The sequence below is a fragment of the Phycisphaerales bacterium genome, assembly GCA_040217175.1.
Taxonomy (GTDB): domain Bacteria; phylum Planctomycetota; class Phycisphaerae; order Phycisphaerales; family UBA1924; genus JAHCJI01.
In genome coordinates this window covers 1,466,417-1,485,961 of sequence record JAVJNT010000001.1, presented here as the reverse complement: position 1 = coordinate 1,485,961, position 19,545 = coordinate 1,466,417, and the positions used below count along the sequence as shown (strand labels likewise).

Here is a 19,545-nt window from a genome sequence, read left to right as displayed (position 1 = left end):
GATCGGGTGAGGTTTTCGGTCGATCTGGGCAAGGGCGGCGTGCCGTCCGCTCGGAGAGCCCAGACGTGACCAACCATGCCCTCATGCTGCCCCCCGACGCCCGATCCATGGGCCGACCGATCGATCTCGGCTGGATCTCCGCCGACGACCAGTACTGGTTCAACGAGGGCACCCACGCCCACCTGTACGAGAAGCTCGGCGCCCATCCGCTCCCCGGAGGCCAGGGCGTGCGGTTCGGCGTCTGGGCGCCCAACGCCCGGGCCGTGTCGGTGGTGGGGGACTGGAACTACTGGTCGGCTGGCGCCGACCCCCTGACGCCGGTGGGCAGCAGCGGGCTGTGGGTGGGCATCGCGAGCAACGCTCGCGAGGGCGCCCACTACAAGTACGTCATCGATTCCCACGCCGGCGGGCGACGCCTGGAGAAGACCGACCCCTTCGGCTTCCGCCAGGAGCAGCCGCCCCGGACGGCCTCGATCGTGCACGGCCTGGACTACCAGTGGAGCGACGAGGCCTGGATGCGTACCCGCGGCGAGCGGCACCGCGTCGACCGGCCCATGAGCATCTATGAGCTGCACCTGGGCTCGTGGCGGCGCGTGCCCGAAGATGGCAACCGCAGCCTGAACTATCGCGAGCTCGCCCCGAAGCTGGCCGAGTATTGCAACCGGCTGGGGTTCACGCACGTGGAGCTCATGCCCGTGATGGAGCACCCGCTGTACAAGAGCTGGGGCTACCAGACCGTCGGCTACTTCGCGCCCACCAGCCGCTACGGCACGCCGCAGGACTTCATGTTCCTCGTCGACACGCTGCACCAGGCGGGCATCGGCGTGATCCTCGACTGGGTGCCCAGCCACTTCCCGGCCGACGCCCACGGGCTAGCGCTCTTCGACGGCACGCACCTGTTCGAGCACGAGGACCCGCGCGAGGGCTTCCATCCCGACTGGAAGTCGATGATCTTCAACTACGGGCGGCACGAGGTCCGCAGCTTCCTGACCTCGAGCGCCATGTTCTGGCTCGAGAAGTACCACGTCGACGGCATCCGCGTCGACGCCGTCGCTTCGATGCTCTACCGCGACTACTCGCGGGAAGAAGGCGAGTGGGTGCCCAACATCTACGGCGGGCGCGAGAACCTCGAGGCCATCGACTTCCTGCGGCAGCTCAACACCACGCTCTACGGGGCGCACCCGGACATCGTCACGTTCGCCGAAGAGTCGACCGCGTGGCCCGGCGTGTCTCGCCCCGCGCACCTCGGCGGGCTTGGCTTCGGCTACAAGTGGGACATGGGCTGGATGCACGACACCCTTCGGTACCTGGGGCACGAGCCCATCCACCGCAAGTACCACCACAACGAGATCAGCTTCCGCGCCGTCTACCAGTTCAGCGAGAACTACGTCATGCCCCTCAGCCACGACGAGGTGGTGCACGGCAAGGGCTCGCTGCTCGACCGCATGCCGGGCGACGAGTGGCAGCGGCTGGCCAACATGCGGCTGCTTTACGGTCTGCAGTGGACCCAGCCGGGCAAGAAGCTTCTCTTCATGGGCGGCGAGCTGGCCCAGGTGCCCGAGTGGGACCATGACAGCAGCATCGAGTGGCACCTCGAGGGCGTGCCGCACCACGCGGGCATCGCGACTCTCGTCGGCACGCTGAACGATCTGTACAAGCGCGAGCCCGCGCTGCACGAGCGAGACTGCGACCCGCGCGGCTTCGAGTGGATCGACTGCACCGACAGCGAGGACACGGTCATCTCCTACCTCCGCCGGGGCGTGCACGAGCGCGACACCGTGCTTGTCGTCGCCAACTTCACGCCCGTGGTTCGCTACGGCTACACGCTGGGCGTGCCCTTCGGCGGGAAGTGGAGCGAGGTGCTGAACACCGACGCCGAGTGCTTCGGCGGCTCGGGCGTGGGCAACCTCGGCGGCGTCGAGGCCGTGTCATCGCCCTCGCACGGCCGGCCGCATCGCGTCGATCTCACGCTCCCGCCGCTGTCGGTGGTCGTGCTGCGGTGCGAGCCGGCGGAATGAGCGTCCGGGCCGACGACGCGCGTGATCCCGCGCTGCTGCGCCTGGCGCGGTCACACGGGCTGCTGACCGAGCACGAGAACGGCATGGGCGTGCGGTGCTATCCGAGCGAGGCGGCTCTGCTCGCCGTGCTCCGCGCGCTCGGCGTCGATCTCGATCGGCCGCGAGACGCCGAACGAGTGCCTCCTGGCCCGGGCGCGCCGAAGCAGTTCTGGCGCGACGACCGCCGGCGACTGGGCCTGTTCGTGCCCTTGTATGCGGTTCGCTCCGGCCAGAGCGCGGGCGTTGGCGATCTCGGCGACCTCGGCCGGTTGTGCGCGTGGGCTGGCGGATTGGGCGCGTCGCTGGTCAGCACGCTGCCGCTGCTGGCGGGGCGGTACGCCACGCCGACCGATGGCTGCCCCTACGCGCCGCTGAGCCGGAGCGTGTTCGGCGAGCTGTTCCTCGACCTCGGGGAGCTGATGTCGCCCGAGGAACGAGCCGAGGCGGAGCGACTGGGTGGCGCGCCCTTGATCGACTACGGCGCGAGCTGGCAGCTCAAGCGCCGCGTGCTCGCGCGTGAGGCGGTGAAGGCCAACGCGGCGGCGATCGAGTCGTTCCTCAACGCCGACCCGCTCGTCGCCCAGTACGTCCGCTGGCGCGCGCAGGACGATGGCGATCCCTCGGCCGAGCGGCTCTACGGCTTCGCCCAGATGCTGCTGCACGAACAGCTCACGGCGCTCCGCTCGCGGGCCGAGGCCGCCGGCTGCGGGCTCTACCTCGACCTGCCCGTGGGCGTTGCCGCCGACGGCTTCGACGTACACCGCAACCCCGATGCCTACGCGAAGGACATCGCCGTGGGCGCACCGCCCGACGCGTACTTCCCCGAGGGCCAGGTCTGGGGCTTCCCGCCGATGCTGCCCGAGCACGCCCGGCTGAACGGTCATGCCGAACTGATCGAGGCAACTCGGCGGCACCTGCGGTACGCCAGCACGCTGCGGCTCGACCACGTCATGGGCCTCTGGCGGCTGTACTGGGTGCCGCAAGGCCACGGTGCCGACGATGGCGTGTACGTGCAGTACGACGCAACTGATGCACTCGATGCCCTGGCCGACCTGTCGCACGAGTACGGGGCGTTCTTCATCGGCGAGAACCTGGGCACCGTGCCCCCGGAGGTCGACGCCGCGATGATCGAGCGCCGCCTGCTCGGCATGACCGCCGCCCAGTACGACGGCGGAGACCAGGCGATGGCGCCGGGCGCCGACAAGCCCGAGCTGATCGCCTCGCCCAACACGCACGACATGCCCACGTTCGCCGGCTACCTGGCCGGACGCGACGTCGACCTTCGGCGATCGCTGCGGCTGCTGGACGCCTCCGGCGCGGCGTACGACATGCGGCTGCGCGCCGCGGCGGTCGAACGAATGCGAAGGCAGTTCGACGAGTTGGACGAGGTCAGACTGTTCGACAAGCTCGTCGACCAGCTCTGCGAGTCGCCCGCGCCGGTCGTGATGCTCGCGCTCGAAGACCTGTGGGGCGAGACCGAGCCGCAGAACATTCCGGGCGTGAGCGCGGGCTATCCGTGCTGGCGAAGGCCGATGCGCTGGACGCTGGAGGAACTGATCGCCGACGATAGCATCGCCGCCCGCCTGCGCGGGTGGGCCAGCCGCATCGGGCAACGATCGGGAGCCGGCGCTTCATGAACCCCTACGTGTGCATCCACGGCCACTTCTACCAGCCGCCGCGCGAGAACCCCTGGCTCGAGGCAGTCGAGGTGCAGGACTCGGCCTACCCCTACCACGACTGGAACGAGCGGATCACCGCCGAGTGCTACCAGCCCAACGGGCAGGCGCGCATCCTTGATCCGCAGGGCTGGATCGAGCGCATCAACAACAACTACGCGCACATCAGCTTCAACTTCGGGCCCACGCTGCTCTCGTGGATGCAGGAGCACGCGCCCGAGGCCTACGAGGCGATCCTCGATGCCGACCGCCAGAGCATCGAGCTCAACGGCGGGCACGGGTCGGCCATCGCCCAGGCGTACAACCACGTGATCATGCCACTCGCGAACGATCGCGACCGGCGCACCCAGGTGCTCTGGGGCATCAAGGACTTCGAGCACCGCTTCGGCCGACGGCCAGAGGGCATGTGGCTGCCCGAGACGGCAGCGAACCGGGCCACGCTCGACGAGCTCGCCAAGAACCGCATCGCGTTCACCCTGCTCGCACCGCGCCAGGCGCTGCGGTATCGAAAGATCGGCAGCGACGCATGGATCGACGCCCGCCAGCACGGCATCGACCCGCGTCGACCCTACCTCTGCCGGCTCGAGGACGGCCGCAGCATCGCGTTGTTCTTCTACGATGGACCGCTCTCGCAGGCGGTCGCGTTCGAGCGGTTGCTAGCCAACGGCGAGCAGTTCGCCAATCGGTTGCTCGGCGGCATCGACCCGGGGCGTGAAGAAGCGCAGCTCGTGCACATCGCCACCGACGGCGAGAGCTACGGCCACCACCATCCGTACGGCGACATGGCCTTGTCCTACGCCGTCCGCCGCATCATGGACGGCAGCGAGGCAACGCTGGTCAACTACGGCCGATTCCTCGAGCTGCACCCGCCCGAGTGGGAGGCCGAGATCATCGACGATTCGTCGTGGAGCTGCATCCACGGCGTCGAGCGCTGGCGAAGCGATTGCGGCTGCCACTCGGGCGGCCGGCCCAATTGGAGCCAGGCATGGCGCGGCCCGCTGCGAGAGGCGCTCGACTGGCTGCGCGACGAGATGGCCGGGCGGTTCGAGCGTGAGGCCGGTGCCCTGCTCATCGATCCATGGGCGGCGCGGGATGAATACATCGACGTCGTGCTGGATCGCTCGCGCAAGAACGCGGTCGAGTTCATCGAGCGATACGCCGGCCCGCACGAGGGGCCGCTCGACTACACGCGCATCCTGCGACTGCTCGAGATGCAGCGCAACACGATGCTCATGTACACGAGCTGCGGCTGGTTCTTCGACGAGCTCACGGGCATCGAGACCGTGCAGATCCTGCAGTACGCCGGCCGGGTCATCCAGATCGCCGAGGGTCTCTTGAAAGAATCCTTCGAGGAGGCGTTCCTCGACCGGCTGAGCAAGGCCCGCAGCAACCTGCGCGAGCACGGCGACGGTCGGCAGGTCTATATGAACATGGTCCGTCCGGCCAAGGTCGACCTGCTCAAGATGGCCGAGCACTACGCCGTCATCTCGTTGTTCGAGGACTGCGGCTACGAGACCAGCGTCTACTGCTACGACGTCCGCAGCGAGATGTGCAACGACATGCACGCGGGTCGGACGCAGCTCCGAGTCGGGCGGGCCACGCTGACCTCGCGGCTCACGCTCAACAGCCAGCGCGTGACGTACGCCGTGCTGCACCTGGCCGACCACATCATCGCCGGCGGCGCCGGGCTCGAGGTCGAAGACGAGAAGCTCGATGCGTTCATGGACGAGGCAAAGCAGGCGTTCGACCTCGCTCAGTACGGCAAGCTCCTCCGGCTGATCGAGCGAGACTTCGACGGCCCGACCTTCTCGCTTGCCTCGCTCTTCAAGGACGAGCAGCGACGGGTGGCCGAGCAGGTGCTCGAGGGCGCCCTCGACGGGGCCGAGGCGACGTATCGGCGGATGTACGACGACCAGGCCCCGCTGCTGCACTTCCTGCACGCGCTCAAGATCCCAGCGCCGCGGGCGCTCTACTTCCCGGTCGAGCTGGTGCTCAACGCCGACCTCGTGCGCCTGCTGCGGGCCGAGCAGCCCGACGTGGTCCAGGCCCGGCAGATCCTCCAGCGGGCCGAGCAGGCGGGCGTGGAGCTCGATCGGTCGACGCTGTCGTACGTGGCGGAGGCGGCGCTCGCGCGGCTGGGCGAACGCCTCTTGGGCGATCCGGCCGATGCTGACGCGTTGCACTCGCTCGGGGCCCTGGTCGAGATGGCGCTGGCCTCGCCCTTCGAGGTCAGGCTCGACGTCGCCCAGAACGCCGTGTACCGAATCCTGCGCGACGCCGACCGCACGCTCCACTCCGGCCGCGTCGCCGACACGGCCCAATGGCGTGCCGAGGTCGAGCGCGTGGCGGGGCTGCTCAAGATCCGTTCATAAGATGTTCTTAAAAGAACATTCATGCAAAAACGCGCTTCACACGGGGGAAACGCGCGGATGCATGCCGAAGAATACGGCATGGAGGAGCGAGAGAAGCCAGGAGTGCAGGAGCCCCGACCGGAGACGATCTTCGACGCCGATCCGGCCGAGGCGATCTGGACCGAGCCGGCAGTTGTCCGCGACGAAACGACCGGCGCCGAGCGCCTCGACCTGCGCTACCGCACCATCTTCTTGAGCGACCTGCACCTTGGCAGCAACGGCTGCCAGGCCAAGGAGCTCAGCGCCTTCCTCAAGAGCGTGCGTTGCGACACGCTCTACCTCGTGGGCGACGTCATCGACATGTGGCGCCTCAAGAGCAAGTGGTACTGGCCCGGCAAGCACAACCGCGTCATCAGCCGCATTCTGAAGATGGCCCGCAAGGGCACGCGCGTCGTCTACATCCCGGGCAACCACGACGAGGGCGCGCGGCAGTACGCGGGCCTGAGCTTCGGCGGCGTCGAGCTCGTGCTCGACGCCGAGCACGTGACCGCCGACGGGCGACGCCTGTTCATCAGCCACGGTGACCAGTTCGACATGGTGGTCAAGCACGCCAGGGCGCTCTCGATGCTCGGGTCGGCCAGCTATGAGCTGCTGCTCCGGCTCAACCGCCAGTACAACCGCGTCCGCCGGCTCTTCGGGCTCGAGTACTGGAGCCTCAGCCAGTTCCTCAAGCTCAAGGTCAAGAGCGCCTGCACGTACATCAGCCGGTTCGAGGAGGCCCTCGTCGAAGAGGCCAAGGGCAAGGGCTTCGACGGCGTCGTGTGCGGCCACATCCACAAGGCCGAGATCAGGCCCGACGATAACCACCAGGGCATGATGTACTACAACTGCGGCGACTGGGTCGAGAGCTGCACCGCGCTGGTCGAAGACTTCGACGGCTCGATCCGCCTGCTGGACGGCAAGGCCGTCGTCGAGCGGCTGCGGCAGTACGGCCAGCTCTCGGGCGGCAAGAAGCCCAGGCGCGTGCGACGCCGCCTGCAGCCTTCGTCCTCGGGCTCGTCCGGCGTCGAGATCGGCTGACCCGCCTCTCTACCCTTGGCCGTGGCCGAGGGCATCCGCATCGAGTGGACGAGCGAGCGCAGCCTGCGCGTGCAGGGCGTCGCGTCGACGCCGTCCGCGGTCTCTGCCCTCAGGGGCCTGCCCGGCGTGCTCGACGTTGCTCCCGCGGAGGCGGCGATGTTCGTCCGCGTCGATCCGCTCGCGGGCGTCGCCATCGACCAGATCGGTAACGCACTCGGGTCCGTTGGCAAGCAGGCCGACATCGAGCCACGAACACACGAGATCCCGGTGTGCTACGAGCACCCGCACGCGCTCGACCTCGCCGAGGTCGCCGAGCATGCCGGGATGTCCACCAGCGACGTCATCAATCTCCACGCATCGACCGAGTTCACGGTGAAGTTCCTGGGCTTCGCGCCCGGCTTTGGCTATCTCGGCGGCCTGCCGGACAGCTTGCACGTGCCCCGGCTGGCGTCGCCGCGGACGCGGGTCGAGGCGGGCAGCGTCGGCATCGCCGGTCCGTACTCGGGCGTCTACGGGCTGGCCGGGCCGGGCGGCTGGCGGATCATCGGGCGCACGAAGACGGTCATGTTCGGCGTGGAACGCTCCGAGCCCGCGCTCCTGCGCGCCGGAGACGTCGTGCGCTTCCGGCCGGTCGGCCTGCGGGAGTTCGAGGCGTGAGCCTGCGCGTCGTGAGTTGCCGCGGCGTCGCCACGGTGCAGGACATGGGCCGACCCGGGCATGCGTCGATCGGCGTGCCGGCGGGGGGCGCGGCCGATGCGCTCTCGCTGAGGATTGCCAACCTCGCGGTCGGAAACGCCGAGGGAGCGGCCGGGCTCGAGGTATGCCTGGGTGCGGTCGAGTGCCGGGCCGAGGCGCCGTGCACGGTGGTCGTGAGCGCCGGCGACGCCGCGTTCGAGACCAGGGCGTTGCGCGTGGGCGAGGCGATCGTCGTCCGGCCCGCGGCCGGGCGTGCTCGGGCGTACCTCGCGGTGGCGGGCGGCATCGACGTGCCGGAGGTCCTGGGCTCGCGATCGACGTTCAAGGCGGCCGGGTTTGGGGGGTTGGCGGGTCGCGCCGTGCGGGCCGGCGACGTGCTGCCGATCGGCAAGACGCGTGGCAACGGACGCGACGTGCCGCTGCACGTGCGCGCGATGGTGGACTTCGCGTTGCGTCGTCGCGTGCTTCGGGTTGTCTCCGATGGGGCCGAGGCGGAACTGCCGCGGGGCGTGCTGCGCGTCTCGCCGCGAGGAGATCGCGTCGGCGTGCGTCTGATGCGCATGGGAGGCGGTGATGCGATCGCGACAGGCCCGAGCCGGGGTGTGCTGCACGGCACGATCCAGGCGCCGTCGGCCGGCGAGTTCGTGGTGCTGGGGCCAGACGGGCCAACGACCGGCGGCTACGCGACGATCGGCACGGTCATCGCCGCGGATCTGCCGGCCGTCGGCCAGCTCGTGCCCGGGCAGTGGGTGGGCTTCGAGGCAGTCGGCCGCGAGGAGGCGGTGGCCTTGCTGTCGGCCCGCGAAGAGACGCTCTGGCGGTGGACCGCCTCGTAGACTGCCGTATGGACGAGGCAAGCCTGCTCGGCCCCGTGATCGACCTCAACGCCGACGCCGGCGAGCGCGACGACCTGCTCGCGAGCGACCTGGAGCTCCTGGGGCTCGTGTCGTCGGTGAGCATCGCGTGCGGCGGGCACTCGGGCAGCGAGGAACTGATGCGGGCGATCGTGAAACGCGGCGCCGACCGCGGCGTGGCGCTCGGGGCGCACCCGGGGTACGCCGACGCCGAGGGCTTCGGCCGGCGCGAGCTCGGCCTCGCGGCCGACGAGATCTACGCGCTATGCCGATCGCAAGTGGCGGTGCTGGCGCGAGTGGCGGCGGTGGACGGCCTGACGCTCGCGCACGCCAAGCCGCACGGCGCGCTCTACCACCGGGCCATGGCCGACGCCGATGCGGCCGAAGCCGTTGCGCGCGGTTGCCTCGATGCGGTGGCCGAAGTCACGGGCGATCCGTTCGCCTCGCTGGCGTTCTTCGGGCTGGCGGAGTCGGCCGGCGCGGCGAGATGGGGAGAGATGAACCTTCCCGTGCGGCGTGAGGGATTTGCCGACCGCGGGTACGCCGCCGACGGGTCGATGTTGCCGCGTGGCGAGGCCGGCGCCGTGCTGGCCGAGCCGGGCGAGGCACGCGTCCAGGCCCTCCAACTGGCCCGCAGCGGGCGTTTCGACACGCTGTGCGTGCACGGCGACACGCCCAACGCCCTCCAGATCGTGCGGGCGGTCCGGTCGACGCTGCTCGACGGGGGCGTGCGGATCGAGCATCCATGATCGGGGCGTTGCCTTGACTGGACGAGAACCCGAGCTATCTTCCACTTCGATGAACTGCGCCGCGACCCATCACCATCACGCCCATGCGAAGCACCCGCGAGGGAGCCGGACGTTCGTGTGATCTGATGGATCGTTGATCCGAGGATGCAAACGCCGGCCCCGAGCCGGCGTTTTTCGTGCACGGGCAGGGGCCCACGCACGAGCGCCGGTCGGGGCCAGACTGGAGCCGACCGATGACCGTCATGCAGGAACGCGTCGCGACCGCGACCACGATCAAGCTCGCGATCCCCAAGGGACGAATGTTCGAGGGCGTGCGCCGGCTGCTGGCCGACGGCGGGCTGGACATCTCCGCCACCGAGCGCGGGTACCGACCATCGATCTCGCTGCCGGGCTTTGGCGTGAAGCTGCTCAAGCCTCGCGCCATCGTCGAGATGCTGGCGGCGGGCAGCCGCGACGTTGGTTTTGCCGGGGCCGACTGGGTGCGCGAGACCGGGGCCGACCTCGTCGAGGTCGTCGACACCGGGCTCGATCGCGTCCGCCTCGTTGCAGCCGCTCCTGCGTCGCTTCTCGAGGGTGGACGTCTGCCCGATCGGGCATTGGTCGTCGCGTCGGAATACGAGCAGATTGCCCGCGCCTGGATCCAAGAGCGGGGCCTCGATGCGACGCTGCTGCGGTCGTACGGCGCGACCGAGGTGCTGCCGCCCGAGGACGCCGACTGCATCATCGACAACACGGCCACGGGCGCGACGCTGGCGGCCAACGGCCTGGTGATCATCGACGAGCTCATGACTTCATCGACGCGGCTCTACGCGTCGCGTGCCGCCATGGACGACCCCGCCAAATGTGAGCAGATCGAGCGGGTCGGGCTCATCGTGCGGTCGGTGCTCGAGGCGCGGAGGCGTGTGATGATCGAGATCAACGTGCCGGCGGACCGGCTCGACGCGGTCGTGGGGGTGCTGCCCTGCATGCGCGAGCCAACCGTGTCGGCCCTTCGCTCGCAGTCGGGCTATGCGGTGAAGGCGGCGGTGCGGCGTGAGGAACTGGCCGAAGTCGTGCCGCTGGTCAAGCAACTGGGCGGGACGGACATCGTCGTGACCCGGCCGGAGCAGATCGTCCCATGAGCACCGCGACCAACGAGATCGAGCTTCGGCCGGCCGCCAGGCTTGAGGGCCTGCGTCCCTATTCGACTGGCACCGTGCGCGCCGAGGGGGCATTGCTGCTGGACGCGAACGAAGGGCCGGGGGCGCCCGATGCGTGGCTGGAGCGGCTCCGCAGCGTCGATGCTGAGGCTTTGCGCCGGTATCCGAAGGCCGCGGCGCTCGAGGCGGCGATCGCAGGGCGCCTCGGCGTGGACCCGGCACGCGTGGTCGTGACGGCGGGGGGCGACGACGCGATCGATCGGGTGTGCCGGGTTGCGCTCGAGCCCGGCCGATCGATCGTCGTGCACACCCCGACGTTCGAGATGATCACCCGAGGGGCTCGGCTGGCGGGGGGCCAGGTCAGGAGCGTGCCGTGGCTTGGTGGTCCGTTCCCGGGCGAAGCGTTCGAGTCAGCGATCTCGCCGGAGACGGGACTGGTCGCGATCGTCTCGCCCAACAACCCGACGGGCGGCGTCGTCGGCATCGAAGGCGTCGAGCGCGTCTGCCGGGCGGCGCGAGCGGTCGGGGCGCTCGTACTGGTCGACCTGGCGTATGTCGAATACGCCGATGAAGATCCGACGTCGAGGCTGCTCGAGTTCGAGAACGCGGTCATCGTGCGAACGTTCTCCAAGGCATACGGGCTGGCGGGGTTGCGTGTCGGCTACGCGATCACGAGCGAGCGCGTCGCGGGGTGGTTGCGGACGGTCGGCGGGCCCTATCCCGTGTCGGCGCCGGGGCTGGCAATCGCGGGGCTGGCGTGGGAAGCTGGCCCAGAAGCGGCGTACCTGGAGCGCGTTCGTCGCGAGCGGGAGCGGCTCCGGTCGTGGCTTGTGGACAACGGCATCGAGGTCTTGGACTCCCGGGCCAACTTCGTGCTGGCACGGATCGATTCGGAAGGACTCGCGGCGCGGGGCGTCGTCGTTCGTGCGTTCGGCGGCGAGCTTGCCGGGTGGTCGCGGATCACGCTGCCCGGCGACGATGCGTCGTTCGCGCGGTTGATGGACGCGCTCGGGGAGGTGTGCGATGGGTGAGCGCAGGGCAACGGCACGGCGCCAGACGCGTGAAACGAAGATCGATGCGTCGATCAACCTCGACGGCACTGGCGTTGCCTCCATCACGACCGGAATCGGCTTCCTCGACCACATGCTCGCCGCGGTCGCCCTCCACGGCCGGGTTGATCTGGAACTCGCGTGCAAGGGCGACCTGGCCGTCGACGACCACCACACGGCGGAGGACGTCGCGCTGGTCGTCGGGCAGCTCGTTGACGAGGCCCTGGGTGATCGGGCCGGCATCGTGCGATTCGCGCACGCCTACGCGCCGCTCGATGAGGCGCTAGCGCGCGTCGTCGTCGACTTCTCGGGGCGGCCGTCGGCGACGATCGATCTCGGGTTGAAGCGAGAGATGCTCGGCGGTGTGGCGTGCGAGAACCTGACGCACTGGTTCGCGTCGTTCGCCGTGGCGGCGCGATGTGCGCTGCACGTCGACGTCCTGCGCGGCGAGAACGATCACCACCGGGCCGAGGCGGCATTCAAGGCGTTCGCGCTCGCGCTGCGTTCGGCGGTCGCGATCGATCCCCGGCCGGCGGGCGTGCCCTCGACGAAGGGGGTGCTGTGATGCCCGAGTCCTCAGTTGCGATCGTGCAGACGGGCGTGGCGAACACGGCGTCGGTCGCGGCGGCCCTCGAGCGGTGTGGCGTGCGCGTTTCGAAAGCACAAACTGACGGGGACGTGGAGCGGGCCGCGTATCTCGCGCTTCCCGGCGTCGGATCGTTCGGCGCGGGCATGGAGGCGTTGCAGAGAGCCGGGCTCGTCGACGCGCTGCGGGCCCGGATCGAGGCGGGCAGGCCGACGCTGGCGATCTGCCTCGGCATGCAATTGCTGTGTTCGTCCTCCGAGGAATCTCCGGGCGCTGAAGGTCTCGGCGTCATCGATGCACGCGTGGAGGCGCTCTCGGAACCGGTCAGGCCACGCTTCGGCTGGAACCGTGTCGTGCCAGATGCTGGGTGCGATGCCATCGACGACGGTTATGCGTATTACGCCAACTCTTTCGGCGTGCGGGCCCAGCCAAGTGGCTGGGCGTGCGCGATGTCTGAGCTTGAGGCACCGTTCGTGGGCGCGTTGCAGCGTGGGTCGATCGTCGCGTGCCAGTTCCACCCGGAGCTGTCGGGGCCGTGGGGGCTGGGGCTGCTGAAGCGCTGGATGGCGGCGGAGGTGGCGGCATGCTGACCAAGCGAATCATCCCGTGCCTGGACATCCGCGACGGGCGGATCGTCAAGGGCACCAGCTTCGCCAACCTGCGCGATGCAGGCGACCCGGTGGAGCGGGCGGCGGCGTACGAGGCGCAGGGGGCCGACGAGCTCGTCGTGCTCGATGTTTCGGCGACACCCGATGGGCGCGAGGCGGCGCTGCACACGGTCGAGGCGATCCGGCGGGCGATCTCGATCCCACTGACCGTTGGCGGCGGCGTACGCACGATCGCGCACGCGCGGGCGTTGCTCGAAGCAGGAGCCGATAAGGTGGGCGTGAATTCGGCGGCCGTCGAGCGGCCCGAGCTGCTCACCGAGATCGCCGAGCGCATGGGCGCGCAGTGCGTCGTGCTGGCCATCGATGCGGCCCGCAGCGCAAGCTCGTGGGAGGTTGTGACGCGCTCGGGTACGAATCGGACGGGCATCGACGCCGTGGACTGGGCGCGCGACGGCGTGGCGGCTGGGGCGGGCGAGATCCTGCTGACCAGCTTCGACGAGGACGGGCGGGGCAACGGGTACGACCTGGCGTTGATCCGTGCGATCTCGGGCGTGGTCAGCGTCTCGATCATCGCCTCGGGCGGCGCTTCGACGGCGGCGCACATGGTCGATGGGTTCGAGGCCGGGGCCGACGCGGTGCTGGCGGCGTCGATCTTCCACGACGGTGTGACCAGCGTGGACGAACTCAAGCAGCAACTTTGTGCCGCGGGCGTGCCCGTGCGGATGATGGAGGTGGCGCCATGATGGTTCCGTCCGTGGATCTTCGTGGCGGCAACGCCGTGCAGCTGATTGGTGGGAAGGAGCTGGCGGTCGACGCCGGCGATCCGGTGCCGATCGCCGAGCGGTTCGGCCTGGTCGGCGAGGTCGCGGTGATCGACCTCGATGCGGCGATGGGCACCGGATCGAACCGCGAGGTCGTGCTGGATCTGGTGCGACGTGTGCCGTGCCGCGTGGGCGGTGGCATTCGCGATGCAGGGACTGCAATCGAGTTGCTCGACGCGGGAGCACGCCGGGTCATCCTGGGAACGGCGGCAACGCCCGACGTGCTCCAAGAACTGCCACGCGAGCGCGTGATCGCCGCGCTCGACGCGCGCGATGGAGAGGTGGTCGACAAGGGGTGGACTCGGGCGACGGGCCGACGCGTCGAGGACCGGATCGCGGAGCTGCGCGAGCACGTCGGCGGGTTCCTCGTCACGTTCGTCGAGCAGGAGGGCGGGCTCGGAGGGTGGAGCGAGGCGCAGCTCCAGCGAATCGCGCAGCTCGTCGAGCTTGCCGGGCCGGCGCGGTTGACCGTTGCCGGTGGCGTGAAGACGCCGGCCGATGTCGCGGCGGTCGACCGGCTCGGAGCCGACGCGCAGGTCGGCATGGCGCTTTATACCGGTGCGTTCGACCTGGCCGAGGGCTTCTGCGCGCCGCTCCAGAGCGATCGGCCCGACGGGCTCTGGCCCACCATCGTGGCCGACCCCGGTGGCCGTTCGCTCGGGCTGGTGTATTCGAACCTCGAGTCGGTGCGGGCGTCGATCGAACGGCGGCGCGGGGTCTACTACTCACGCTCGCGCGGCGGGCTGTGGGCGAAGGGCGAGACGTCGGGCAACGTGCAGGAACTGCTGGGCATCTCGGTCGACTGCGACCGCGACGCGCTTCGGTTCACCGTGCGGCAGCGCGGCGCGTTCTGCCACGCGGGGACGACGACGTGCTTCGGCGAGTCGCGAGGGCTCGCGAGCCTCGACGCAACGCTGGCCGAGCGCGTCCAGTCGCCGCCGACCGGTTCGTATACGGCCCGGCTGCTCGACGATCCCTCGCTTCTGCGGGCCAAGCTGCTGGAAGAGGCGGGCGAGCTGATCGACGCCGAGAGCGCCGAAGACGCGGCGCACGAGGCGGCGGACGTGGCGTATTTCGCGCTCGTCGCGGCCCGGGCCCGTGGCGCGACGCTCGAGAGTCTCGAGCGAGAGCTGGACCGCCGCAGCCTGCGTGTCACGCGCCGGCCGGGCAACGCCAAGGTGAACATCGGGAGCGACGCGTGATGCTGCGACGGATCGATCAGAACGAGGCGATGGAGTGCGGACGCCGGGGCGCGATCGACGCGGATGCCGTCGCCGGTGCGGCCAGGATCGTCGCGGACGTGCGCGAGCGCGGCGAGGCGGCGGTGCGCGAGCAGGCCGAGCGGTTCGGCGAGCGCGCCGAGGGGGCGCCGCTGGTGCTCGATCGTGCCGCGATGGAGGCCGCCCTGCTGTCGCTCGAGGCCGAGACGCGCGGCGTGCTCGAACGCACCGCGGGCAGGATCGAGGCGTTCGCCCGGGCGCAGCGCGACTCGATCACGGACCTCGACGTTGCGATCGAGGGCGGACGGGCCGGCCACACGCTCGTGCCGATCCAGGCCGCGGGCTGCTACGCGCCGGCGGGGCTGCACCCGCTGCCTTCCTCGGCGCTCATGGGCGCGATCCCCGCGCGTGCCGCCGGGTGCGAGCGCGTCGTGGTGGCCTCGCCCGGCGCATCCCCGGTCATGCTCGCGGCGGCGGCGCTCGCGGGCGCCGACGAGTTCCTCGCGGTTGGTGGGGCGCACTCGATCGCGTCGCTGGCGTACGGCTTCGACCGGTTCGAGCCCGTCGACGTCATCGTCGGCCCGGGCAACGCCTGGGTGACGGCGGCCAAGCACCTCGTGTCGATGGACGTGGGCCTCGACATGCTCGCCGGCCCGAGCGAGTTGCTCGTCATCGCCGACGACTCGGCCGACCCGGCGATCGTCGCGGCCGACCTGCTGGCCCAGGCCGAGCACGACCCGAGGGCGGCGGCGATGCTCGTGACGACCAGCGCGAGCCTCGCAGACGCGGTCGACGCCGAGCTCGCACGCCAGCTACCCGAGCTGGAAACACGGGACGTCGCACGGCGCGGCATCGCCAACGGCTTCGCGTGCGTCGTCGACTCGATCGACGCGGCGCTACGGGTGGCCGACGCGATCGCGGCCGAGCACGTGGAGGTGCTGACGCGCGGCGCCGAGGCCGATGCGTCGCGCTTGAAGCACGGCGGCGGCGTCTTCATCGGCCCCCAGAGCGCTGAGGTCTTCGGCGACTACGGCGCGGGTCCGAACCACACCCTGCCTACTGGCGGCGGTGCCCGCTGGACGGCCGGCCTCAGCGTGCTGGACTTCCTCCGCGCCCGCACGTGGCTGCGGATGGACGCGGGCGGGTTGGCCGAGGGCGTGCGCGCGGACGCGGCGGCGCTTGCGAAGATCGAGGGGCTCAATGCGCACGGGCGGGCGGCGGAACTTCGTGGCCAGCCTCTTGCCGGGTCGACGTCGAACGAGGAGACCTGTCGTACGACGCCCGGAGCTTGAGCAGCTTCGTAACAGCATTTGCCGAAACTGTGTTCGCTCGACGCGAGTAGGACAATGGGTGTGTACTCGTCAACATGACAGGCATCTTGAATGGAGGGCCGTGGCCATGCGTATCACAACCGCGAGTCTGACTTGCATCTGCGTCTTCGCGAACGGCGTACTCGCCGACGAGACCGGCTTCGACGAGTTCGAGTCAGGCTTCCTCGGCACGTCCTTCGAGTCCGGCGGCATTACCTTCTCGAACAACATCCAATTCCGCGGCGAGGACCCGGTGCAGTTCGCCGCTACCAACAGCACGGGCACGTTCACGGGCGATCCGGCGTTCAGCCCCGAGAACACCATGAACTCGGGGCTGTGGACCACGGGCACGTTCGCCTGGCTCGTGCGCAGCCACCAGTGGCTCGCGACGACCGGCGAGATGGCCAACCACGCCTCGGTCGAGCTGTGGTACAACTCGGGCGAGGACTGGGACGGCATCGAGGTGTACCTCGAGGGCCTCGTGGGCGACGCGGTGGTCGTCAGCGACTCGTTCACGCACCGCGAGACGCCGGCCAAGTTCGAGCACGCGCGGCTGGAGATCGAGGGCGTGCCATTCGAGCGCATCCGCTTCATCTGCCGCGGCGTTGGGCCCACCGGCGACCGCGACGGCATCCTGGCCTGCTTCGACAACGTCGTGATCGAGATGACCGCGTGCCCGACCGACCTCGACGGCGACGGCGAGCTGACCATCTTCGACTTCCTCGCCTTCCAGAACGCCTTCGACGCAATGGACTCGGTCGCCGACTTCGATGGTGACGGCGAGTTCACGATCTTCGACTTCCTGGCGTTCCAGAACGCGTTTGATGCGGGGTGCGCGTAACGTCGGTCGCCGCTGACCAGAGCCACGCTCGCGACGCCCTTTCCTCGAACGCCACCAGGGAGCTCGCGTCGTCGCGTAGGTGAGGCGTTGGGTGGTCGGCGGCCGAGATCCGGGCACCGCTGGCCATTGCCTCAGTAGCGTAGACGTTGATGCGCACGCCGAAGCGCATTCTGGTATACTGCGAGGCCGTACCACCAGATCAAGCTCGATGATCGAGCCAGGAGATGACGCATGGCCCGACGCATCACCCTCAACGCCACCGGCCCCATCCGCATCGACCCGCAAGACAAGCCCGTCTTCGTCTGCGGCTGCGGTCTGACCAGCAACTTCCCCTTCTGCGACGGCACGCACAAGACGTGCAAGGACGAGGAAGAGGGCAAGGTGTACGAGTACGACGAGCAGGGGCACCGGCGGGAGGTTGAGGGCTGAGCACGCAAAGAGAAAGCGGCCCGAATGGGGCCGCTCTCGTCTCTCTTAATCCGCAACCTTGTGCTTGGGCTGAGGCCTACTTGTCCTCGTCCTTCACCTTGAACTCCGCGTCGATCACGTCGTCGTCGTTCTCGGCGGCGTCCTTGGGCTCGGCCTGGCTGGCGGCGCCGGCGTCTCCGCCCGCGGCCCCCTGGGCCTCGTAGATCGCCTTGCCCAACTCCATCGCGACGGTCTCGAGCTGCTTGCTCGCGGCCTCGATGGCGTCCTTGTCGTCGGTCTTGAGCTTCTCCTCGAGGTTGGAGATGGCGCTCTCGATGTTGCCGCGGATGTCGCTGCTGACCTTCTCGCCGTGCTCTTCGAGCTGCTGGCGGATCTGGTGGACCATCTGGTCGCCGCGGTTCTTGGTCTCGACGAGCTCGCGACGCTTCTGGTCTTCCTCGGCGTGGGCCTCGGCGTCACGCTTCATCTTGTCGATCTCCTCCTCGGACAGGCCGCCCGAGTTGGTGATCTTGATGTCGGCGCTCTTGCCGGTCTTCTTCTCGGTCGCGGTGACCTGGAGGATGCCGTTCGCGTCGATGTTGAACTCGACCTCGATCTGGGGCATGCCGCGCGGTGCGGGTGGGATGCCCTCGAGATCGAACTGGCCGAGCAGGCGGTTGTCGGCGGCCATCTTGCGCTCGCCCTGGCTGACCTTGATGGTCACGCTGGGCTGGTTGTCGGTGGCCGTCGAGAAGGTCTCGCTCTTCTTGGTGGGGATGGTCGTGTTGCGCTCGATGAGCGTGGTCATCACGCCGCCCATGGTCTCGACGCCCAGGCTCAGCGGGGTCACGTCGAGCAGCAGCACGTCCTTCACGTCGCCCCTGAGCACGCCGCCCTGGACGGCCGCGCCGATGGCGACCACCTCGTCCGGGTTCACGCTCTTGTTGGGGTCCTTGCCGAATATCTCCTTGGCGATCTGCTGGACCTTGGGCATGCGCGTCGAGCCGCCGACCAGCACGATCTCGTCGATCTTGCTCGCGTCGAGCTTGGCGTCCTTGATGGCCGCCAGGCACGGCTCGCGGAGACGCTTGTAGAGGTCTTCGCACAGGCTCTCGAACTTGCTCCGCGTGATGGTGATCTGCAGGTGCTTGGGGCCCGTGTCGGTCGCCGTGATGAACGGCAGGTTGATCGTCGTCTCCTGCATGGTGGAGAGCTCGACCTTGGCCTTCTCGGCGGCTTCCTTCAGGCGCTGCAAGGCCATCGCGTCGTCGCGGACGTCGACGCCTTCCTGACGCTTGAACTCGTCGGCCAGGTAGTTGATCAGCCGCTGGTCCCAGTCGTCGCCGCCCAGGTGGGTGTCGCCGTTGGTGCTCAAGACCTCGAACACGCCGTCGGCGACGTCGAGGATCGAGATGTCGAACGTACCGCCACCTAGGTCGAACACGGCGACCTTCTCGTTCTTCTTGCGGTCGAGGCCGTACGCGAGCGCGGCGGCGGTGGGCTCGTTGATGATGCGCTTGACCGTCAGGCCCGCGATCTCACCCGCGTCCTTGGTCGCCTGCCGCTGGCTGTCGTTGAAGTACGCCGGCACGGTGATGACCGCCTCGGTCACCGGCTCGCCCAGATAGTCCTCGGCGACCTTCTTGAGTTCCTGCAGAATGAATGCGCTGATCTGCTGGGGCGTGTAGCTCTCGCCGCGCACAGTGACGTTCACGAACTCGTCCGGCCCGCCGGTGACCTCGTAGGGCACGTTCTTCTCTTCGCTGGCGACTTCCTTGTGGCGGCGGCCCATGAAGCGCTTGATCGAGTAGACCGTGTTCTTGGGGTTGGTCACCTGCTGGTGCTTGGCCTGCTGGCCCACCAGGCGCTCGCCCTTATCGGTAAACGCGACGACCGAGGGGGTCGTGCGGTTGCCCGAGGCGTTGATGAGCACCTTGGCCTCGCTGCCTTCCATAACCGCCACGACCGAATTGGTCGTGCCCAGATCGATGCCGATGATTTTGGACATGGGTGTGGCCTCCTGTTCGGGCGGCCGGGCCGCCTGCACGAGGACCAGTTGCAAGGGCGATGCCAAGCAACCCGGAGCACCCGGATCGGGCC

17 protein-coding genes are annotated in these 19,545 nt (G+C 69.2%); 16 read left to right on the top strand and 1 reads right to left on the bottom strand.

Annotated elements, in window-relative coordinates:
• The first annotated feature begins 65 nt into the window (after positions 1–65).
• From glgB to RIA68_06315, 16 genes are all read left to right on the top strand, one after another.
• Positions 66–2,018 carry a 1,4-alpha-glucan branching protein GlgB gene (gene glgB / locus RIA68_06390; protein ID MEQ8317067.1) on the top strand — a complete coding sequence of 651 codons (1,953 nt, stop codon included), beginning with the start codon at positions 66–68 and terminating at the stop codon, positions 2,016–2,018.
• Positions 2,015–3,694 carry a 4-alpha-glucanotransferase gene (locus tag RIA68_06385; GenBank protein MEQ8317066.1) on the top strand — a complete coding sequence of 560 codons (1,680 nt, stop codon included), beginning with the start codon at positions 2,015–2,017 and terminating at the stop codon, positions 3,692–3,694. The genes glgB and RIA68_06385 overlap by 4 nt, the downstream gene beginning before the upstream one ends.
• Positions 3,691–6,105: a DUF3536 domain-containing protein gene (locus RIA68_06380; protein MEQ8317065.1), complete on the top strand. Its 2,415-nt coding sequence runs from the start codon at positions 3,691–3,693 to the stop codon at positions 6,103–6,105. The genes RIA68_06385 and RIA68_06380 overlap by 4 nt, the downstream gene beginning before the upstream one ends.
• 57 nt (positions 6,106–6,162) lie before the next feature.
• The gene (locus RIA68_06375) at positions 6,163–7,164 is read left to right on the top strand and encodes a UDP-2,3-diacylglucosamine diphosphatase (GenBank protein MEQ8317064.1); all 1,002 of its coding nucleotides are present in this window, start codon (positions 6,163–6,165) and stop codon (positions 7,162–7,164) included.
• 21 nt (positions 7,165–7,185) lie between these two features.
• A complete protein-coding gene (pxpB, locus tag RIA68_06370; protein ID MEQ8317063.1) occupies positions 7,186–7,821 on the top strand; it encodes a 5-oxoprolinase subunit PxpB in 636 nt (211 codons plus the stop codon).
• Positions 7,818–8,696: a biotin-dependent carboxyltransferase family protein gene (locus RIA68_06365; GenBank protein MEQ8317062.1), complete on the top strand. Its 879-nt coding sequence runs from the start codon at positions 7,818–7,820 to the stop codon at positions 8,694–8,696. The genes pxpB and RIA68_06365 overlap by 4 nt, the downstream gene beginning before the upstream one ends.
• Before the next feature lie 8 nt (positions 8,697–8,704).
• Positions 8,705–9,463 (top strand): 5-oxoprolinase subunit PxpA, encoded by a 759-nt coding sequence (locus RIA68_06360; protein MEQ8317061.1) that lies wholly within the window; start codon positions 8,705–8,707, stop codon positions 9,461–9,463.
• A gap of 233 nt (positions 9,464–9,696) precedes the next feature.
• The gene (hisG, locus tag RIA68_06355) at positions 9,697–10,584 is read left to right on the top strand and encodes an ATP phosphoribosyltransferase (protein ID MEQ8317060.1); all 888 of its coding nucleotides are present in this window, start codon (positions 9,697–9,699) and stop codon (positions 10,582–10,584) included.
• The gene (locus RIA68_06350; protein ID MEQ8317059.1) at positions 10,581–11,633 is read left to right on the top strand and encodes an aminotransferase class I/II-fold pyridoxal phosphate-dependent enzyme; all 1,053 of its coding nucleotides are present in this window, start codon (positions 10,581–10,583) and stop codon (positions 11,631–11,633) included. Before hisG ends, RIA68_06350 begins: the two co-directional genes overlap by 4 nt.
• Positions 11,626–12,216: an imidazoleglycerol-phosphate dehydratase HisB gene (gene hisB, locus RIA68_06345; protein MEQ8317058.1), complete on the top strand. Its 591-nt coding sequence runs from the start codon at positions 11,626–11,628 to the stop codon at positions 12,214–12,216. Before RIA68_06350 ends, hisB begins: the two co-directional genes overlap by 8 nt.
• Complete coding sequence (gene hisH / locus RIA68_06340; GenBank protein MEQ8317057.1) at positions 12,216–12,827, top strand: imidazole glycerol phosphate synthase subunit HisH; 612 nt, start codon at positions 12,216–12,218, stop codon at positions 12,825–12,827. Before hisB ends, hisH begins: the two co-directional genes overlap by 1 nt.
• On the top strand, positions 12,821–13,588 hold the full coding sequence (hisF, locus tag RIA68_06335; protein MEQ8317056.1) for an imidazole glycerol phosphate synthase subunit HisF: 768 nt from the start codon (positions 12,821–12,823) through the stop codon (positions 13,586–13,588). The genes hisH and hisF overlap by 7 nt, the downstream gene beginning before the upstream one ends.
• Complete coding sequence (gene hisE / locus RIA68_06330) at positions 13,585–14,868, top strand: phosphoribosyl-ATP diphosphatase (GenBank protein ID MEQ8317055.1); 1,284 nt, start codon at positions 13,585–13,587, stop codon at positions 14,866–14,868. The genes hisF and hisE overlap by 4 nt, the downstream gene beginning before the upstream one ends.
• Positions 14,868–16,178, top strand: a complete 1,311-nt coding sequence (gene hisD, locus RIA68_06325; protein ID MEQ8317054.1) for a histidinol dehydrogenase — start codon at positions 14,868–14,870, stop codon at positions 16,176–16,178. Before hisE ends, hisD begins: the two co-directional genes overlap by 1 nt.
• Positions 16,179–16,284: 106 nt before the next feature.
• Positions 16,285–17,037 (top strand): GC-type dockerin domain-anchored protein, encoded by a 753-nt coding sequence (locus tag RIA68_06320; protein MEQ8317053.1) that lies wholly within the window; start codon positions 16,285–16,287, stop codon positions 17,035–17,037.
• A gap of 231 nt (positions 17,038–17,268) precedes the next feature.
• Positions 17,269–17,466: a CDGSH iron-sulfur domain-containing protein gene (locus RIA68_06315; protein MEQ8317052.1), complete on the top strand. Its 198-nt coding sequence runs from the start codon at positions 17,269–17,271 to the stop codon at positions 17,464–17,466.
• A 76-nt stretch (positions 17,467–17,542) separates the two neighbouring features.
• Here RIA68_06315 and dnaK read toward each other — a convergent pair whose 3' ends face one another.
• Complete coding sequence (gene dnaK / locus RIA68_06310) at positions 17,543–19,492, bottom strand: molecular chaperone DnaK (protein ID MEQ8317051.1); 1,950 nt, start codon at positions 19,490–19,492, stop codon at positions 17,543–17,545.
• Positions 19,493–19,545 lie beyond the last annotated feature (53 nt).